The 18,089-nt window shown below is 36.7% G+C and carries 17 protein-coding genes; 7 read left to right on the plus strand and 10 right to left on the minus strand.

Annotated features, from left to right (window positions below):
- Positions 1-80 precede the first annotated feature (80 nt).
- Positions 81-1,211 carry an MFS transporter gene (locus tag DMP16_RS00295; RefSeq protein ID WP_143576800.1) on the plus strand — a complete coding sequence of 377 codons (1,131 nt, stop codon included), beginning with the start codon at positions 81-83 and terminating at the stop codon, positions 1,209-1,211.
- 532 nt (positions 1,212-1,743) lie between these two features.
- On the opposite strand, the gene DMP16_RS10785 is transcribed toward DMP16_RS00295, so the two are convergent.
- Entirely contained in the window at positions 1,744-3,285 is a 1,542-nt protein-coding gene (locus DMP16_RS10785; protein WP_069284160.1) for a hypothetical protein, read from the minus strand.
- Positions 3,286-3,517: 232 nt separating this feature from the next.
- Between DMP16_RS10785 and DMP16_RS10790 the strand changes: the two genes are divergently transcribed.
- Positions 3,518-3,661 carry a hypothetical protein gene (locus tag DMP16_RS10790; protein WP_156770083.1) on the plus strand — a complete coding sequence of 48 codons (144 nt, stop codon included), beginning with the start codon at positions 3,518-3,520 and terminating at the stop codon, positions 3,659-3,661.
- Positions 3,662-3,814: 153 nt separating this feature from the next.
- On the opposite strand, the gene DMP16_RS00305 is transcribed toward DMP16_RS10790, so the two are convergent.
- On the minus strand, positions 3,815-4,657 hold the full coding sequence (locus DMP16_RS00305) for an undecaprenyl-diphosphate phosphatase (RefSeq protein ID WP_069284161.1): 843 nt from the start codon (positions 4,655-4,657) through the stop codon (positions 3,815-3,817).
- Positions 4,658-4,820: 163 nt separating this feature from the next.
- On the opposite strand from DMP16_RS00305, the gene DMP16_RS00310 reads away from it, so the two are divergent.
- The gene (locus tag DMP16_RS00310; protein ID WP_143576802.1) at positions 4,821-6,206 is read left to right on the plus strand and encodes an MFS transporter; all 1,386 of its coding nucleotides are present in this window, start codon (positions 4,821-4,823) and stop codon (positions 6,204-6,206) included.
- 38 nt (positions 6,207-6,244) lie between these two features.
- Positions 6,245-6,700, plus strand: a complete 456-nt coding sequence (locus tag DMP16_RS00315; protein WP_069284163.1) for an HPP family protein — start codon at positions 6,245-6,247, stop codon at positions 6,698-6,700.
- Between the two features lie 81 nt (positions 6,701-6,781).
- Here the strand turns inward: DMP16_RS00315 and DMP16_RS00320 are convergent, their stop codons facing one another.
- Genes DMP16_RS00320 through cbsA form a run of 5 tightly spaced genes read right to left on the minus strand, consistent with a single transcriptional unit; the run spans position 6,782 to position 12,078 of the window.
- Positions 6,782-7,075, minus strand: coding sequence for an antibiotic biosynthesis monooxygenase (locus DMP16_RS00320; protein ID WP_069284164.1), 294 nt, complete (start codon positions 7,073-7,075; stop codon positions 6,782-6,784).
- Positions 7,076-7,102: 27 nt separating this feature from the next.
- Positions 7,103-8,707: a proton pump complex cytochrome B SoxC gene (gene soxC, locus DMP16_RS00325; RefSeq protein WP_143576805.1), complete on the minus strand. Its 1,605-nt coding sequence runs from the start codon at positions 8,705-8,707 to the stop codon at positions 7,103-7,105.
- Between the two features lie 39 nt (positions 8,708-8,746).
- Positions 8,747-9,724 carry a Rieske iron-sulfur protein SoxL2 gene (gene soxL2, locus DMP16_RS00330; RefSeq protein ID WP_069284166.1) on the minus strand — a complete coding sequence of 326 codons (978 nt, stop codon included), beginning with the start codon at positions 9,722-9,724 and terminating at the stop codon, positions 8,747-8,749.
- A gap of 36 nt (positions 9,725-9,760) precedes the next feature.
- Entirely contained in the window at positions 9,761-10,696 is a 936-nt protein-coding gene (cbsB, locus tag DMP16_RS00335; RefSeq protein ID WP_069284167.1) for a cytochrome b558/566 subunit B, read from the minus strand.
- Positions 10,693-12,078 (minus strand): cytochrome b558/566 subunit A, encoded by a 1,386-nt coding sequence (gene cbsA, locus DMP16_RS00340; protein WP_069284168.1) that lies wholly within the window; start codon positions 12,076-12,078, stop codon positions 10,693-10,695. The genes cbsB and cbsA overlap by 4 nt, the downstream gene beginning before the upstream one ends.
- A 185-nt stretch (positions 12,079-12,263) precedes the next feature.
- On the opposite strand from cbsA, the gene DMP16_RS00345 reads away from it, so the two are divergent.
- On the plus strand, positions 12,264-13,259 hold the full coding sequence (locus DMP16_RS00345) for an alcohol dehydrogenase catalytic domain-containing protein (protein WP_069284169.1): 996 nt from the start codon (positions 12,264-12,266) through the stop codon (positions 13,257-13,259).
- On the opposite strand, the gene DMP16_RS00350 is transcribed toward DMP16_RS00345, so the two are convergent.
- From DMP16_RS00350 to DMP16_RS00360, 3 genes are all read right to left on the minus strand, one after another.
- On the minus strand, positions 13,248-14,249 hold the full coding sequence (locus tag DMP16_RS00350; protein ID WP_069284170.1) for an alpha-ketoacid dehydrogenase subunit beta: 1,002 nt from the start codon (positions 14,247-14,249) through the stop codon (positions 13,248-13,250). The two genes, DMP16_RS00345 and DMP16_RS00350, sit on opposite strands and share 12 nt — an antisense overlap.
- Positions 14,246-15,283 carry a thiamine pyrophosphate-dependent dehydrogenase E1 component subunit alpha gene (locus tag DMP16_RS00355; RefSeq protein ID WP_069284171.1) on the minus strand — a complete coding sequence of 346 codons (1,038 nt, stop codon included), beginning with the start codon at positions 15,281-15,283 and terminating at the stop codon, positions 14,246-14,248. The genes DMP16_RS00350 and DMP16_RS00355 overlap by 4 nt, the downstream gene beginning before the upstream one ends.
- A gap of 96 nt (positions 15,284-15,379) precedes the next feature.
- A complete protein-coding gene (locus tag DMP16_RS00360; RefSeq protein WP_069284172.1) occupies positions 15,380-16,195 on the minus strand; it encodes a hypothetical protein in 816 nt (271 codons plus the stop codon).
- Positions 16,196-16,513: 318 nt separating this feature from the next.
- Here DMP16_RS00360 and DMP16_RS00365 point away from each other — a divergent pair, with 318 nt between their 5' ends.
- Both DMP16_RS00365 and DMP16_RS00370 read left to right on the plus strand, forming a co-directional pair.
- Positions 16,514-16,876 carry a GntR family transcriptional regulator gene (locus DMP16_RS00365; protein ID WP_069284173.1) on the plus strand — a complete coding sequence of 121 codons (363 nt, stop codon included), beginning with the start codon at positions 16,514-16,516 and terminating at the stop codon, positions 16,874-16,876.
- Positions 16,876-17,991: a DUF5808 domain-containing protein gene (locus DMP16_RS00370; protein ID WP_069284174.1), complete on the plus strand. Its 1,116-nt coding sequence runs from the start codon at positions 16,876-16,878 to the stop codon at positions 17,989-17,991. Before DMP16_RS00365 ends, DMP16_RS00370 begins: the two co-directional genes overlap by 1 nt.
- Positions 17,992-18,089: the final 98 nt, after the last annotated feature.

An 18,089-nucleotide genomic window follows, 5' to 3' on the forward strand; every position in this document is an offset into this window, starting at 1 on the left:
GTACCGTTACTTCAAACTTACTCTCACACTCTGCTGACTACAAGATCTCCGACGATAAAACAACCCTAGGTTGAACAAGGTTGATCAAAAAAGATAATTTCTTCTACTTATCATTATCCACTTCATTATCAACCTTTGGTAACTCTCTATGGATTTTCTATCTACCATTAATCCTCCTGAAAATTGGTTTAGACGTGACACTGCAAGGAATCATATACTCAATCGCAACGATACTGGGGATTATCTTGTCTCCAGTCTCAGGAATATTGGTGGACAGGTACTCTGCCAGGCTAGTTCTCTTTTCCTTCACCACCTTAGCTTCCTTGTTAAACCTTATTTTGTACTTCGGAATAACTTACAATTTAAGGGATTTTTTACTAGCTTGTGTAATCCTATATTTGAGTTTAATTCCTCCTTTCATTTCGGTAGCATCTAAAGTAATATTGGCTGAGTCTAAGAGACCAGCCCAGGCATATGGGTTATTCTTATCTATAGCCTCAACACCAAGCATTATAGGACCATTCCTAGGCTCTTTTCTGATTAGTAATGGCTTGTCCCTTCTTATCTCCTCTTTTATTAATGTCGTTAGTGCGGTATTGAGATTAAAGGTCTTTGAAGTGAAAGGAAATAATATTGACCAACGCGGAATAATTTCCGGAATAATCTCGGCACTCATGCAGCTTAAACAAAAAAGATTAATGATTTTATCCATTTCCTTGGGTCTGTTTTCCCTTATAGCCTCACCTGACAGTTACATACTGATAATCTACAGCGTTGACCACTTAGGCTTTGATAAAACGACCTTAGGCATATTCTATTCAGTCCAAACCTTATTATATACAGTCGTACCTGCATTGATAGGGAGAATCGCTTCACGGAAAACCTTGATATTAGCGTATATTCTTGAGGGGATTTCTTTTTACTTACTCACAGTCACGGGGTCAACAATTGTTGGCTTTATGATTATGACCCTCTTGGTGTTTTCAGCAATAGCATGGGAGGTATCGTTTTTTGGGGAAGTGGCTAAAATTGGAGGAAGGGGAGTAAAGTTTGGGATTTTGTCTGGCATATCAAGTTCATCTACAGCCATTACCTTGAGATTTTCAGGTTACTTATACCAGATTAGTTCGACCTTGTTATTCTACTCGTACGTAGTGTTGATCCTCTTCTCGTTGCTAGCGTACATAATTGCGTTATACAAAGGCTCCTAACGTTTCCTTAAAATTGAGAGAGATGCGCTTAGGTTATTCTTCTCCATTTTTGTATCAACGCCATTTTACAAAATTTTTGTAAAAATGTTTTTTCTCATATTCTTGAAACTTATCAGCTAACTCGTTAGCCTTCAAACGTATCAGTGTGTAGTCAGTGAACCTTGATTCATGTTTACAAAAGCTACTCTGACTACATTAGATACTCAATTATAAGGGACCGGATAATCAGTACTTATCGGGGACGTATAGTGTGTTGACAACAATTTCATCCATCTCCATAAAATTTTATTCCAACTTATGCCAATAGATTTCGAGTAAATTTTGTTGAAGAATATTTTTAACCATCTCGTCATTGTGTTTCTTGTTAAGTAAGGTGAGTGTTAGGAAATCAAACCTATTCATCTTCTCGCTCTAATAAATAACTCGCCCTCACCCAAAAAAATACTTTTCCACAATAAAGAAAATTCAATATATATCAAACCAAATTGTTGTCCACACACGCCTTAAATGGCGAGGTTTGCCGTTCTTTTTATCACGTCTTACGTATTAGTAACAATAGTGCTATAATTACTATGATAATTATTATTCCTATAATTACATAAGCAATGGGAAAAGATGTAGTATGATAAGTAATTGATGGTGTAGTGGTCGTAGCAATCTTGCTTGTACTCAAATTTGACGAAGGAATTATAGATGTCGTTGTAGTAGTTAATGTTGAAGTAGATGTAGATGAAGTACTTGTTGTAGATGTTGTAGTTGTGCTCGTTGTAGTAGTTGTCGTAGTACTAGTCGTAGTAGTACTAGAAGTCGTAGTAGTCGTTGTAGTTGAAGTACTGGAAGTCGTAGTAGTTATACTAGTCGTAGTAGTACTGGAAGTCGCTACTACGCTTATGACTAACACGATTACTTGAGTTTCTGATGCTGAAGACTCAAGCTCATATATATAGCCTTGATTATATACGGCAATTTCTAGATGTCCAGATTGTCCAGATGATTGAGATGAATGTTCATAAGCTATTGTGCCATTATAATACATTATAATTGTGTTGATCTCTGATAATAATGGGTCAGTAGAAATATAATTAACCCCTGATACAATTATATAATGATTAGCGAAACTAACAGTAAGAGGAGTTTTAATGTCCTTTATGTTAATAACCTTATATTGATTACTTGTTAGATTAACCCTCAATAGGTTGCTTCCTACAATAACGTATAAAGTATCATTTACGATTTTAGAAGAACTTGGTATAATAGTACCAGCTACGGGTATTTTGTATAACACTTTGCCATTAGAGACATTGAGAATGAGGGTAGACGAGGCATTTGATACTATTAAGTAGTTTTGTTCTAAAGAAGCCCCTTCAAATCCAACTACACTTATATTCCACTTTCCTAGAAGGTATATTGCAGAATTAAAGCTTCCAGTTGATGATAAAGGTGTAAGGGAAATAGAAGATGCTATTGAGGGTATTCCAGTAATTACTAATAATCCGTATTTAGTCTGATAAACATTAGTTACGTACGTTCCATTAAATGTGTAAACCTTAGTCGGTGTTATTAGAGTACTCTTATTTACACCTAATGATACGTATACTATCCCATTTGATGTCGGAAAGCCCATAGTGAAGTTATTGAAAAACTTCCAGCCAGTTATGTCAAAGCCATGTAGTATTGTAACATTTGCCTTAGCGTGTTCAATTAAATTTGTGGTATTTATAGGTATGAGTTGTGAAATGTTTACATAAATCGTATTAATTACTGCATATGATTCATTGTATATAAGGATCTCTGAAACTTCACTAACATTTGTGGCATATGGACTAAAAGAGTCAACTAGAAATCCTTCGCTTCTATTTACGAAATATATTAATGATGTTATGTTTACGCCACGAGATTGAAATGAGGTTGATACGAGTTCTGTCGTTACAAGGACACCGTTTCCGTAAGGAAACTCATAATAGCCTATGCCATTCAATGTTATTACATTAACCGTTTTAAGTTGTATTCCCGCGAATGCAATAAGCGATAACAAAAGAATTACAAACATTAAAATGACATTTCTTCTATTCATATTTTTCTCTGAATTTAAAGTGGTATATATATTTTTTGTTCATGATTAAATTGATAATAGAGAGACAAACCTCAAATTTTAAGGTAGAGTAAAAGTTATTAAGACAAAAATATCTCTCGTGTTACTACCCTCTGCTGACCTCTATCCCGCCCTAAAGGGCGAGGTTTGTCCTCCCTTTTTCAACTTAATGAAGATGTGTAGCTGATTATCACTCCAGCAATACCAGAGGTAGTTGTTAGACTATTTCCCAAACGGTTTTCAACAAAGGAGACTAATTAAGTTAGCTGACATAACATCAAAGATGTGGAACGAAGTCAATCATGAGGGAAGACAACAGTTCTTCAAGAAAGAAAAAGTAGACCTAAAAGGTACTTGAGACAAGTATTATGAGAAGTATAAAGGTGTATCGGGAGTTAATGCACAGCTATATTACAGAAGAATAACGAGGGTTGGTCAGCATTCTCCTCCATTATCATTCCTAATCTCTTCCACCAGAGTAACCCCTTAGACCTCAGTAGAACCCTCACCTTTAGGGCAAGTAGGAGGTCAGACCGCTTATAATTCCGCTAATTAATGCTATAGCTCCTAATGTGAATACAAGGAGAAGTATTCTATTACTCTTAGCGAACCTCAGCAACGACTCTATTAGAATTAGGCTGACTAGCGTAGCTACAATTATTGAAATTACCAATGCATTGAGACTTATAATATGTATTACATTAGTTACTGTATGCTTTGAGATAATAACCGAGACCCCTATAGCCCCTAATGCAGCTGGGATTAAGGCTAAGAATGATAGCCTAAAGGCTTCTTCAGGTTTTACGCCAAGTAATAATAACGCTGACGTGGTCATCCCTGACCTACTAACTCCGGGTAATGCTGCTAAGCCTTGAGCTATTCCAATTATTATGAAATCCTTAAGCCTCATGTCCTTTAAGCTTCTATTTGGGACGAATTTCTTTCTAGATAGGTAGATCACTAGCCCATCAATTATTAACACTAAGCCCAGAATACTCATTGGTATTCCAACTACCGGTCCAGTTATCAGATTCACTATAAATAGATAGATAGGAACTCCTACTATTCCAGTGATTATCGTAACCACTATTAAATAAACCAATAGTTTTAAATCACCACCTTTACCCAACTTCACTATTGCCAAAATAACGTTGTACACTTCTCTCCTAAAGTATATTATAGCAGCGAATATGGTTCCTATCTCCATGAACAGTCCAAAGGCATAACCTTGTGAGAAGGACAAACCCAAGATAAGGGTTGAGACCAATAAGATTTGGGTTTTACTACTAATTGGTATCCACTCACTTATACCTTGAACGATCCCTAAAATAATCCCAATTAAGATAGCGTCCATGTGTTGATCAATATAGGAAACGTTAAAAATTTTCCCTATATAGAATAAATAGGCTATATAATTCTATGTAACATATTTTTCAATATTCTAACTATATAGAAATATAAAGGGTAAAATTAATAATATTTATAAATAACATATCCTAGGTAATTGTAGATGAAGTATGAATCCATTTAAGCCATTAGACGATAAAAAGTTGAGTTGGTTTCACTGGAAGTCTTTGATAACCACTGGAATGGGAGTTTTCACTGACGGGTACGATCTATCATCAGTAGGCATAGTGTTATTAACTGTACTCTCAAGCTTCGGGATAACTCAGAAAAGTTCAGACTATGTTCTCTACACATCCCTTATATCTGGCTCTGCCCTAATAGGAGCAGCAATAGGAGCAATAGTTTTCGGTTTGCTCTCGAACATGGGCAGAAAGAAGTTTTATGGGATCGATGTGACTCTTCTAACGATAGGTGCTATTCTTCAAGCTTTCGTGAGCAATCCATTAGAGTTGGTTCTAATTAGACTATTATTGGGCATAGGGGTAGGGGCAGATTACGTCCTATCACCAATGATAATGGCGGAACACTCTAACGCTAAGGATAGGGGGAAAATTATTGCCTTAGGCTTTGGACTCTTTTGGGGCTTTGGTGCTACTACAGCTGCTTTATTATACTTAGCTTTGTCAGCAATTAACTTAAGTCCAGATTTGATTTGGAGGATAGTGTTAGCTTCTGGAGCAATACCAGCTGCTTCAGTCATTTATCTTAGAAGAAAGATTCCAGAAACTGCTAGATTCTTAGGAAGAGTTAAGGGAGATATACCTACCTTGAAAAACGTTGTAAAGGAGGTAACGGGACAAGAAGTTATGATAAGTAAAGACTTGAAGGATTATAATTCGTTTAGCTATTACTTCTCTAAATATTGGCGTAAGTTTCTAGCAGCGTGCATATTATGGTTCCTATTTGACATCGTGGCATATTCTGGAATCTTGTTCGGTCCCTCATTAATAGCTAAGAGTTTAGGAATAAACTCGGGCGTGTTTCAGTTATATATAGAAGCAATCTTCACTATTCCCGGAGGATTGATAGCGTTATCGCTCATAGATAGAGTTGGTAGGAAACCATTGCAAATTATCGGATTTATAGGAATGGCATTATCACTATTTAGCTTTTCGTTATATAAGGATTTCGCAGGACTATATTTCTCACCTTTAATTGCATTTGCAATATACGGGATGAACAATTTCTCATCACAAGTAGGACCGGGCTCAGTGAGCGCTTCCGGGATGTTAGGAGTTGAGCTAAGTCCAACGAAAGTAAGAGGATTCATACAATCCTTAACCGTTGCTTCCGGTAGAATAGGTGCAGGACTAACATCTTTCGTGTTTCCAGCTCTATTTAACGCATACGGAGAGTCCTTCGCAGTTGGGTTCTTAGGCAGTGTGGCTTTAGTCTCTGCCATAATAACTCTGTTATTCATACCAGAGACTAAGAGTAAGCCGTTAGAGGAAGCTTCGGGAGAAACGCTATTAGAGGAGGAGAGAATAATTAAGTAGTTAGTTTTTTATTCAACTGTTTCAATTTTTCAAAACATATGGAGGCAGGCAATGCTAAAAAAATTGTTTCTGTTCTTAACTTAATTATTTCTATCTCCTTACTCGTCTTGATTACGATAATAACTAGGACTGAATTCATTTTACCACCCTTTATTGCGACAGCTTCTACTAAATACGCTGATCCGGATTGGAAAATGAATAGAAACTTAACCGTCTTATCTTCCTATCTACTTTGTAGTGTGATAGCCGTCCTATTCTCCCTTTTTAATCTTAGCTCTATCGTGTACGCTACGTTAGCATCATTCTTATCCTTCCTCGTGGAAGTAGTTTTAAATATAGAACACCCACCCTCATTGTTAGTTACTTTTCTGGGTGTGTTAGAAAAGGTAAAATTATTTTATATATTACACCCAGTCCTCACTGGGGTAATCGTGATTGAAGGAGTAAACTACTTGTTAGTTAGATATTTGGAGCCAAAACTGAAGGGCATATGATATCCTCACTTTGTGAAGTGTTAAGGTATAATTAAAGATGAAAATTATGTAAAAAATTTATGAAATTGGTTGAAAAATAGCTTACGTGTTTAATTCTTTAAGTATTCTATGCTTAGGTTTTCCTTCTAGTATATTCTTTCCGTAATTGATAGTGTTTTTATATTCTTCACTTAGGGTGAATTTTTTAAAAGATTCTATATCCTTCCACTCAGTGTATATTAAGTAGTCTGTGGGATCTTCTACAGACTTGTAAAGCTTAGCTTCAATTAAACCTGAGTTCGTTTTCTTTAATATTCCTAATACCTCGAGGAATTTCTCCTCAAAGTCCTTTTCATATCCCTTCTTTACCTTATAATAAAGTCCTACATTTATCATACCTCATCACCTTTCTAACCATGCTTGTTAATCCCTCCTATAAACTACGTAATGGTATAAAGATATCGCCTCACCCAGCATTATGAATATTAACCCTAGATCGATCCCAAACAAGTTAGAAAGGTAGCCAGTTGCAGGTATTACCCACAGTTGAGAAGCTAATATGACTGCAAAGATGAAGAGGATGCTTATTAATACTTCAGCTATTTTCTTCTTTAGTTCTCTGTTTCTCGGCTTTTCAGGAGTTATTATGGTTTGCTCTTGTTTCTCAATCTTCAGCGCTATTGGCGATATATTCTTTATAGATAGGATAAATACTAACGTAAATAAGGTGAATGCAATTATGGTTAATAGTGACGGGGAAGCGATTAAAGTTACTAGAGCCCCACCAAATAATATAGAAGTTACCAAAAGAATTAAGATGCTTAACGGGTTAGCGATTGCTTTATTATTTGTTTTAGCAGGCATAACGAAAACTCCCACTAAAGTAATGATAGCCGGTGGTAAGTAGACCATCACTTGCTGGGCTATTGGTATTTCTACTCCAGGTGTTAAATCCCCCCAGATCGTTGTTTGTATTAGGTAGGTAATCATTAATATACCAAAGGCCGTGAATAACCTTCTCTTTGTTAGGCTTAGATAAGGCGATCTATCTATGAAAGGGACCAGAATTAGATATAGTAATGGGATGATAACTCCGATAAATAAGAATATCACAACGTCGCTTGTGAAGTCTGCTATCTTATATAGGAATAGGAAGAACCATGGAGGATAAGTTGTAATATGTGCTGCTGCTGGGCTATTAGGTGGAGGGGCAGGTTTAGGATTTAAGAAGGGATTTAGCTGCTGGGGTAAACCGTTTAAGTATGCTAAGGCGTTAGGTATTAGTAGTATGAATCCCCAGGTTAAGAAGATTAGTGACATCATATATACAAAGTTTCTAGGCCACCAAGGATTGAACTTTTGCCACTCTTCTTTTGTATATACTGCAGGAGCTTTATCCTTAACTTTCTTTGAAGGCATCATGCCATAATGTTCAGCTAAGAAGAAGTGGAAGGCGAATAGTAAGCCTATTAGGGCTACGAAGATTATGTGCCAAGCTAAGACTCTTCCATAATCTCCTGCATCATAGTTTCCAAACAGGATAGGAATGAAAATTGATAATCCCGGTATACTGCTTATTATACCTTCGCCAACGTCTACAGCACTCGTAGCTAATGCATCGCCAATAAGACTGTATCCTAAAAAGGCTGTTCCCAAAGTGAGTACAAGCATTATAACTCCAATTATCCATAACAACTCTCTAGGTTTTTTGTATGCTCCAGCAAAATAATTTCTGAACATGTGTACATATGCTAAGATTATCATAGCATATGCACCATAAAGATGACTATATAGTATTACGGAACCGTAGGGCACTTTCTGTATTATGAATTCGGTAGAGGAATATCCTGCCTCTGGATTATAGTATAATAATAAAATCAAACCTGAAATTACTGTATAGATGAACGCAGCAGCTACTAGTGAGCCTAACCAATAATTGACGTTATACATATAATCTGGTGTTCTAAAGAATGGTAAGTCATCCAATCCCAATCTTTCTCTAAACCAATCTGATACTCCCATAAAAATTGATTAATCAATCAAAAATAAAAAAATAAAGCGTTGGACTCATGACGAGAAAGGATTTTCCGTTTCAGTGACTGTTGTTTTATCTCCTACTGGACTTCCAAAACTCGAGCTTAGGTCATCAGTAGGATCTTGTGATGGTATACCATTACTACCGTTAGGATATGTCGCCACACCAACAGATCCTATTGCGTATAAGTAATCTGTTGAAGAGTCCCATTCTAGTATGACACTAGGCAAAGGTCTGACTGTTGGACCAGTTAATACAGCTCCTCCGTGATATGGATCATAAGTTGATCCATGACAGTCACAATGTATCAAAGCTGGTACATTAGCTTCTTTTGCCGCTAATAATGCTGCAGCAGTTAATTGATCTGGTTCTGAAGCTGTTAGCTGTCTTGGATTAACGTAGCTAGGAGGGTAAAAGTGGATATAAGGTGGAGTACAACCTAAATGTTGACAAATTGCTGAATAAGCCACTATTGATTTATTAGGACCTACCCCTCCCGGGAAATCGTAAGTTTTTCCAGTTTGAGGTACTACGACTTTAGTAGGTTGAATCTCAACTGGTTTTCCGCTAGAGTCCCCTAAGTTTATCAAGAAGTTTGGTTCACCAGTCATTGGGTATTCAAAAATTATTATGTATGGACTATTTACTGGTAAAGAAGAAGCTTTTATTGGATTTCCAGAGGAATCTACTAAGAGCGATTTCGGGAAACCGGTGGTCACAGTAACCGTAGGTGGAACGAGAACTCTAACCCCCGGAATGATTCCTACAACTGCAGCTGCAGCTATTCCAAATATCAAAGACTTTAGGAACTTTCTCCTCTTTTCATCTACACTACCTACGTTTTTGTTAGTGTAATTAAATAAATAGTCCTCCCCTTTGCTCACGAATTCTTTCACGTCAAATCTAGTCTTAGGATCTCTCATCTTACTCGCTAACTTCCTGAAGAAGGTTAAGTTAGAGTAATCTAAGATTTCCCTTTCTTCACCTTTACCTAATCTAAACTTTATCAAAATTAATCACTAAAAAATAAGATGGTTGGAAAAAATTTATCTTTTCCTCGTTGGACTAATAATATCAATTATACGTTTTTTCTCATGATAAGTCATTAGAGAGAATCCTATAATAGGGGATATCATATAAACTAAGATTAAGTATCCATCTATGCCTAAAAATACTGTTGAGATTATAATGAAATATCCTATGCCAGCTGAATAATTACCTTTGATTATCGATATTATAATTCCCATAGCCGAGAGACCTAAAGCTAATACTAGGAGCGTAATATGGTAAGGATTATAGAGGTCAATTCCAAGTGTTGAAGGTAATATCATGTCCATTAAAATTTCCAAGTATCTATTGTTAACTATTGAGTGTAATAAAAAGATGAATGGGATAAAAGCTAATACACCAGTAAATAAGCTAACGTAATTTCTGGCACTTCTCTTTTCTCCCCATAATATAACGTAGATTAAGAAACCTAGTAGTGAGATTAAATAAATTGTAATATAACTTGTAAAAAGCGCATGATGAAAAACGTTTAGTAGTATGGAGCCTAATAGACCTATATCTACCATAAACATTGTAGGTAATAAGAGAAGGGAGTAAGGCGAAGATTTAAGGATACTTTCGATCATTAATGAAATGCCTATTACTACTATAAATATTTCAAACGAGTACCAGAGGAAAGAAGTATTATAGTTTGGAATTAATGGAACGAATAGGGAGATTATGAGTGAGGCACTAATTAGCGTCATTAATTTATATTTCTGAATTAGTAATACCGATATCACGATTAGGGTGAAAAAGTACACATAAAAGAATATCCCACCTAGAGCTTCAAGAATTCCCTCATTTGGGACGTTAAGGGGAAGAATAGAGGGGTACATAAAGGCTTCCTTAAATGCGAACTGAAGGAAAGAGGATATACCTAAAATGATTAAAAAAAGGTTTAAATTTCCTTTCAACTGTTCAAAAAAGTTCATCTCCTAAACACCACATATAGTATTACCAGAGCCACTAGGGCAATAACTACTCCTACTATTGTGACGTAAAGTGTAGCTGGTGGTACGGCAGAAGTTACTGAAACTGAAGTAGTTGTTGTCGTCGTGGTAGTAGGCGGAGTCGTAACTAATTCTAACGTCAAGAAACTAGAGGTGATTGATTTATCGAATAATGTCTCACCTAACTTGCCTTGCCATACAGCAAATGCAACGTAGTATGTATTTCCTATAGATATATTTGGCATAAATGGTTCATAATCAGAAGGAACTGTAAGAGGTCTGGCGAACTCAACTATCCATGACCCGTTTTCATACTTTGCCCCAGTCCATATAAAGAATAATGACCCATTCAATCCCTCAGATTTTATTGGAGTATACCATATTCCGGCTGTGTCCACCTCATACATGTTAGTATTATTTGAATATAATGGAACAGCGAAACCGTGATCATTAGGATCAACATAGGGTAAACCAGTTAATGACTCGTTTTGCCAAATGTTTGCTTTAAATGCGGGGTCATAAGTAGAATTATTCCAAGTAGCACCGGATACCCACATCCATATATTCGCTGATCCCCCAGCTTGGGCTAAAGATCCTCCAGCATCCTTAAACGTTACTCCATCAAAATTTTGCCCGGGGTATTTTCCACCTATGTTCATGCCATCTTTAGTTGGTGTACCACTTCCTAAATACCACATTATTGCAGCCCTATCTGGATAATACCACGTTGAGTTGGTGTAGTAACCATAAAACATGCCATCACTATATAATAAGTCCTCCATCGGTCTCAATGAGTGCCATAGTAATATCGTTCCATTAGATAGTACGGTTATTTGAGTATTGTTTGGAGCTGGTAAAACTATTCCAGAGTAATTGAAAACTATCCTGCCCATTTCTTCTTTCCCATTTATTATTGAAACGTAATTGGTATAGTTCTTCTCTAAAGTGTACGTAGTTCCGGGGGTGAGCTCAATTATTCTAAATAACCCTGGACCAGAAGCATTAGGATATATACCAGCAGCAGCCGTTGACCAAACGTTAAATGCTGGCTCTGGTGCTTGCCATTGTTCGAGTATAAATATCCATGACCCATTCCAAGCAGCCTTAACTAAAAGATAGTGTGTTAATCCTGAAGTAGGAGCCATTGGTATATTAGCTGTTAAAGATATATTGATCCAAGGTATTTGTGCCCAATAGCTAGCACTGCCCGGGTTAGAGAGATCAGCGGAACCTACTACCTTATATACTGGTATTTGAGGAGAAGTCTGAGCTAATGAAACGTTTTCTATTGTGAAGATTACTGAAAGGAGGAAAATCATCAGTAATACTCCTATCGTTATCTTCGATTTAATTTTAACACTCATTCCTTTTCACATTAACTTTTTTCGTCTAAGGGTGTATTAAGCATAAAACGTTGGACTGATTATTTTAATAAGGTCGTGAGGACAATAGAAAGTATTTTGCTTAATAAAACTATTTTAATGGAATTTTTAGAAGGTTAGTTAGTGAACAATCGATTTTAATACCACGTTTTCATTATCTTTAATTGATGAAGGCTTTAGTATTTGATAAGAACGGTATTGAGAACTTAAGGTATACTGAATATAAAGATCCAGAAGTGAAAAGCCATGATGTTTTAATAAAAGTCGAAATGGCTGGAGTTAATCCAGTTGATTATTACACTGTGAATAGCCTTAAGGTAAATCCCTTACCTCATATTCCCGGAGTAGAGTTCAGTGGGGAAGTTGCAAAAGTAGGAGATCACGTAAAGAGTGTGAAAGTAGGGGATAAGGTAACAATCTATGGAAGAATATTTGATGGAACTTGTGATATGTGCATGGCTGGATATGAGACTGTGTGCAGGAATGGTGGAAGGATAGGAGTTGACGCTAACGGCGGTTTCGCAGAATATGTAGCAGTAGAGGAAAAGTATGTGTTTAAGTTACCAGATGAGTATTCGTGGGAAATGGGATCTAGTTTGACAGTAGCTTCTTTGACAGCATATCACGCTTTAAAAGAGGCTAACCTAAGACCGTCCGAAACAGTAATTGTATTTGGAGCTTCTGGGAACACTGGAATGTTCATAGTGCAATTAGCGAAGAAATTTGGGGCTAAGGTAATAGCCGTGAGCAGAAAATCATGGCTTAAGGATTTTGGGGCAGATCTAGTAGTTAGTTATGACGAGGTGGAAGAGAAGGTTAAGGATTTCACAAAGGGCAAGATGGGTGATGTGGTGATTAATTCATTAGGCTCTCAATTTTGGGATAAGAGTTTCTCAGTTGTTGGCTTAAAGGGAAGGATAGTTACTTTTGGTACCTTACTGGGTGCTGAAGTTAAGGTAAACTTAAGCCAACTATACTCTAAACACATAAGTATACTAGGAGTTAATAGGGGTAATAGAAAGGACTTCGTAGAGTTATTAGATTTATGCAGGGATTGTAAAGTAAAGACTTGGAAAATTTATAACTTAGAGAACGGTGTTGAAGCCTTAAAGGGATTGTTTGATGAAAAGAGGGATGGTAGAATATTTATTTCAATGCATTAATAATTTTTTAGCCTCATCGTATATGCTTTTAACACTTGGTATTACCGCATTTTCTAACGGTTCTGAGAAAGGTATTGGAACATCTGGCACTGCTAACCTCGAAATCGGTACTTTCAACTCCCTTAGCGTCTTACTTTGAATTCTGAAAGCTATCTCTCCGGTCATACCGTAACTCATATAATCCTCATCAACTATCAAGACTCTCCCAGTCTTCTTAGCTGATTTGATAATAGTTTCTTCATCTAATGGAACTAGAGTCCTTAAGTCTATCACCTCAGCCGAAATTCCATCTTTCTCCAACATTTCAGCAGCCTTCAAGCTCCTATGAACCATTAGTGCTGTTCCTATTATCGTTATGTCACTTCCCTCCTTTCTGACTTTAGCCTTACCGAAATCTATTTCATAAGGCTCATCTGGAACTTCCTCTTCAATGCCTTCAAAAGGTAAGAAAGGCAAGCCAGTTAGCAATTTATGACCGAATATAAATACTGGATTTTGATCTCTTAAAGCCTTGATCGTCAATCCTTTAGCATCATAAGGTGTTGATGGAATTACTACTTTAAAACCTGGCAAGTGTGCAAATATGCTATAAAGTACTTGTGAGTGCTGTGAGGAATCTCCGTAGCCTCCTCCAATTGCAGTTATTACGGTAATTGGCATAGGAAATTGTCCACCACTCATGTAGTAATTCTTAGCCATGTGATTGAACATCTGATCAAAACCAGCACCTAAGAAATCAACAAACATTAGGGATATTACGGGGTGTAAGCCTACTGAGGCTGCACCTACACCCATACCCATGAATGTTTGTTCAGTAATAGGCGTGTCAATAATTCTTTTCCTACCAAATTTATCAAATAATCCCATCGTAAAACCGAACACTGCCCCCCAGTACGTTACGTCCTCGCCTAGAACTACTATTTTATCATTCCTCTCCATCTCTTGTCTTATTCCCTCGCTTATAGCTTGAGCAATTCCTCTTATCCTCATGCGAAAACACCTCTTAAAGCTTCTTCTGGGCTAGGATACGGACTTTTCATCGCGAAATCTATAGCTTCTTGTACCTCCCTTCTAGCCTCTTCCCTTAATTTAGCTAAAATTTCTGAATCAGCGAAGTTAAGCCTTAATAATCTGTTCTCTAACCTCCTTATAGGATCTACTTGGGACCAAAACTCAACTTCATCCTTAGTTCTGTATTCCTCTCCATCTCCCTCAAAGTGTCCGACGTATCTATACGTTATAGCTTCAATCAGTGTTGGTCCAAATCCTTTCCTTCCCCTCTCAACAGCTTTCTTTGTTGTAATGTAAACGTCTATCACATCCATACCATCAACGAGGTAAGATGGAACGTTATATGCTAATCCCTTTTGATAGTGGAAAGTGGTTGACATTACAAATGATTTAGGGGTTGAATCAGCGTATTTATTATCCTCTATAACAATTATTAAAGGCAATTCCCAAGCACTGGCTATATTTAAGGTTTCTGAAAAGGTTCCATGGTTGGAAGCTCCTTCTCCGGCAAATGCAAAAGCTACATTATCCTTACCTAAATATTTGAAGGCAAAAGCAGCTCCAGCAGCTTGAGGAAATGAAGCACCTACAATCCCACTACAAGCGAAGTTTTTCTCTTTGTCAAATAGATGCATATGTCCTCCTTTTCCCTTACATAATCCATTTGACTTTCCAAAGATTTCTGAGGCTAATTTCTTTAGATCTACACCTTTAGCTATAGCGTGATGATGAGGTCTATGCGTACTTACCACTACATCGTCTAATCTAACGTTATATAAAGAGCCTACAGCTACTGCCTCTTGTCCGATTGATAGGTGCATCTCACCTCTTATAATTCCTGATGCCATGTTAAATGGGTTTTTCCCCTCATGGTATACTTTCCTAATCCCCTCTTCAAAATACCTTATTGTGACCATTTTCTTGTACATGTTTAGTAAATCATTTGGCTTTAAACCTGAGCTATCTATTATAAAATTTAAATCTTTTATCGTTGGTTCAGGTTTTATGATCATGAACATTATTATATTTTTCCTACTTAATAACCTTTCGTAGATAAGTCAATTAAATATCAAAAACTTATCTTTACCTAAAAATTTTGTAGGAAGAACTCATTCATAAATCACTTTTATTCTTCTCGTCATTGGAATGTCTTCTGCGATCTTCTCGTATGTTAGGGTATTTCCTATATTTATCTCATAAAGAGAAGTAGTCGAATATACGATCTTATTATCGTTTACTCTAGATATTGCTGTAGTTCCGAAAGTAGGCCTAGGTAATACAATTTCCAAAGTCCTTGACTCTAGACTATCATTAAATAGAAGTAATGGATGATCACTCATCTTTTGAGCTAATAATGTATTTCCTAGATCCTCGATCCCATGGAAATACCCTCTAGTTAATAGTCTAAAGTCACTCATATCCTCAGTTACATAAAAACCATTGGCAGTAGCTAAGAACAGTTTATTCCATTTAGGCAACAAATTATGTGAGTCAGCGAAGAAGTTAATTGGTTTAAGCGAGGAAAGTTCGTCTCCAACCAATAAGTTTCCCTCCTCTACCGTAGCAACGAACTTTCCCTTATAGATGGCTATATCCGTAATGTGAGCGTATTCTGAGTGTGGAAAACTCCAACCAAGCTTTTTTCCCTCTTCAGATAAATCGAGTATTTTCTTCTTCAAATCATCTAAAGTGTAAATTTTGGGTCCCTCAACTAAGGCAAAGAGTTTACCATTATATTCGTATAATCTCCAGCAACTATCATCCAACAATTTTTTACCGTTTAGAGTAACTCCGCTATCAGCAGAACACACATATAGATCTTTTCCTCTTAGCAAAAAATCGTAGACTTCCTCACCATCACAACAAACTCTCTCAACTTTTCCCTTTACTTCATATAATCCATTTTTAGTGCCAACTAAATACATAATAAGAAACTTAGCTTTAAAGGTTAAAAAATATAACAATCAATATTAAAGATTAGTTATCGAGTTAATAAAATGGTTAAGCTTAGAATTTATGATAGAAAGAGCGGTAAACCATGTCATTTATGGTGGGGAGGAGATCAGAAGCTAATATAAATTCTTTCTCGGAATCCTCAGAATTCTTCCAGAAAAAATTTTGCGAGGAAAATTAGTAAAAGCCATTATTATAGAGGGGAAATTACAAGCCCTAAAAGACATCAATCAGATAAGATTAATAAAAAAATATTTAAGTTGGGGCGTGAAATATGTTTATGATGTTATATGAAATATATAACAATTAAGGTTGACTTTTCCTCTAATGTGCCCATTTATAAGCAAATAGCTAACTCTATAATTGAACTAATAGCTAAAGGTGAGTTGAAACCCGGAGATAAATTACCTTCTATCAGAGAATTAGCTACAATGTTAGGTATTAACATGCTTACCGTAGATAAGGCTTACAAATACCTAGTTGATGAGGGGTTTTTAACAGTATACAAGAAGAGGTTCATCGTTAGGACTGACATCAAAGACGAGTACTGGAAGAATATGTTGAAGGTTGTAATTTATAGGGCAATAGCCTCGAAGGTCAGTAAGGAGGAAATATTAAAGGAAATCGAGGACATAGTCTCGTCTTTAAGGTGATGATCACGGTCAGTAGTATAGAACTTATCCTTCCAACATTCCTTACGATAATATCAGTAATACTAGGGATCTTCTATGTAGTAGCACCCTCTTTAGAACCACCAGACAGAGTGTTAGGTGCGAAAGTCACTGAAGAGTTCAGAAAGAGTAACAAATGTAAACAGATAATTAAGCAATACAGAATACGTGGTGTAATGATAGTCGTGATTTCCCTCGTATTAGGTGGGGTTCTACTATTTGAAGTCTCACCACTCGTACCATTCCCAATTATAATCTTGTTAATACTGGGAAGTGTAAATTACGTTACATCAAGGAAGAGGGTAATCCTAGAGAGGGGCGAGATAAAGGAGCCAAATGTTAGGTATGCTGTTATAGATACTAGTAAGAAAAAGGGGTTCGGAGTATGGTTCTTAGCATTACCTTGGTTAATCCTCCTAGGCATGTTAATCCTAGGTGTAGTCGACTACCATAGCATACCCTCTGAGTTGCCTTTCCACATTAACTCAAACGGAGTAATAGCCTATGCACCTAAGGATCCAGTTAACGTCTTACTTAATCAGATTATTAACGCTTTTTTGCTCTTTATCTTCACTATAGTGGGTATAGCAGTATATGTTTCAAAACCGCGTATAAACCCAGCCTACCCCGAAGAGTACTATAAATCTTACGAACGTAGCAAGGAATACGCAGTAGCAACTATAGGGATAATTGCAACTGGTCTCACCCTTCTCGAGAGTTTATTAACTTTATGGTCTTGGGGGATCTTTCCTTTAAACTCTATAAGCGTAGTATTACCACTCTCTATGGTTGCCTTCTTATCGTGTGCTATACTCGGTATTGTGATTAGCTTAGCGAAGATGAGTATCGAAGGTGGTAGGTACTTAAGGGAGTTGGAAAAACAAGGGAAACTTAAGTTGAGTAACGCTATAGAGGACGACGATAAGTACTGGAAGTTGGGGATGTTCTATTACAACCCTAACGACGACAGAGTAATTATACCCAAAAGGTTCGGTTCGGGCTACACGTTTAATTTTGGCAATAAGAAGGCTCTCATTCTATTCATAAGTCTACTCATGTTACCTATTGCAACAATTTTGATTGTCATTTTAATATAGCTTTTTTCCAGAGGATCAGAAGCCCTTAAGATGGGTAACGATATCGTATGTTTTTTTCCTAAACATGCTTATCCCCTTAGGAGAGGTATGAGGGCTAT

The organism is Sulfolobus sp. B1 (assembly GCF_007050195.1).
GTDB lineage: Archaea > Thermoproteota > Thermoprotei_A > Sulfolobales > Sulfolobaceae > Saccharolobus.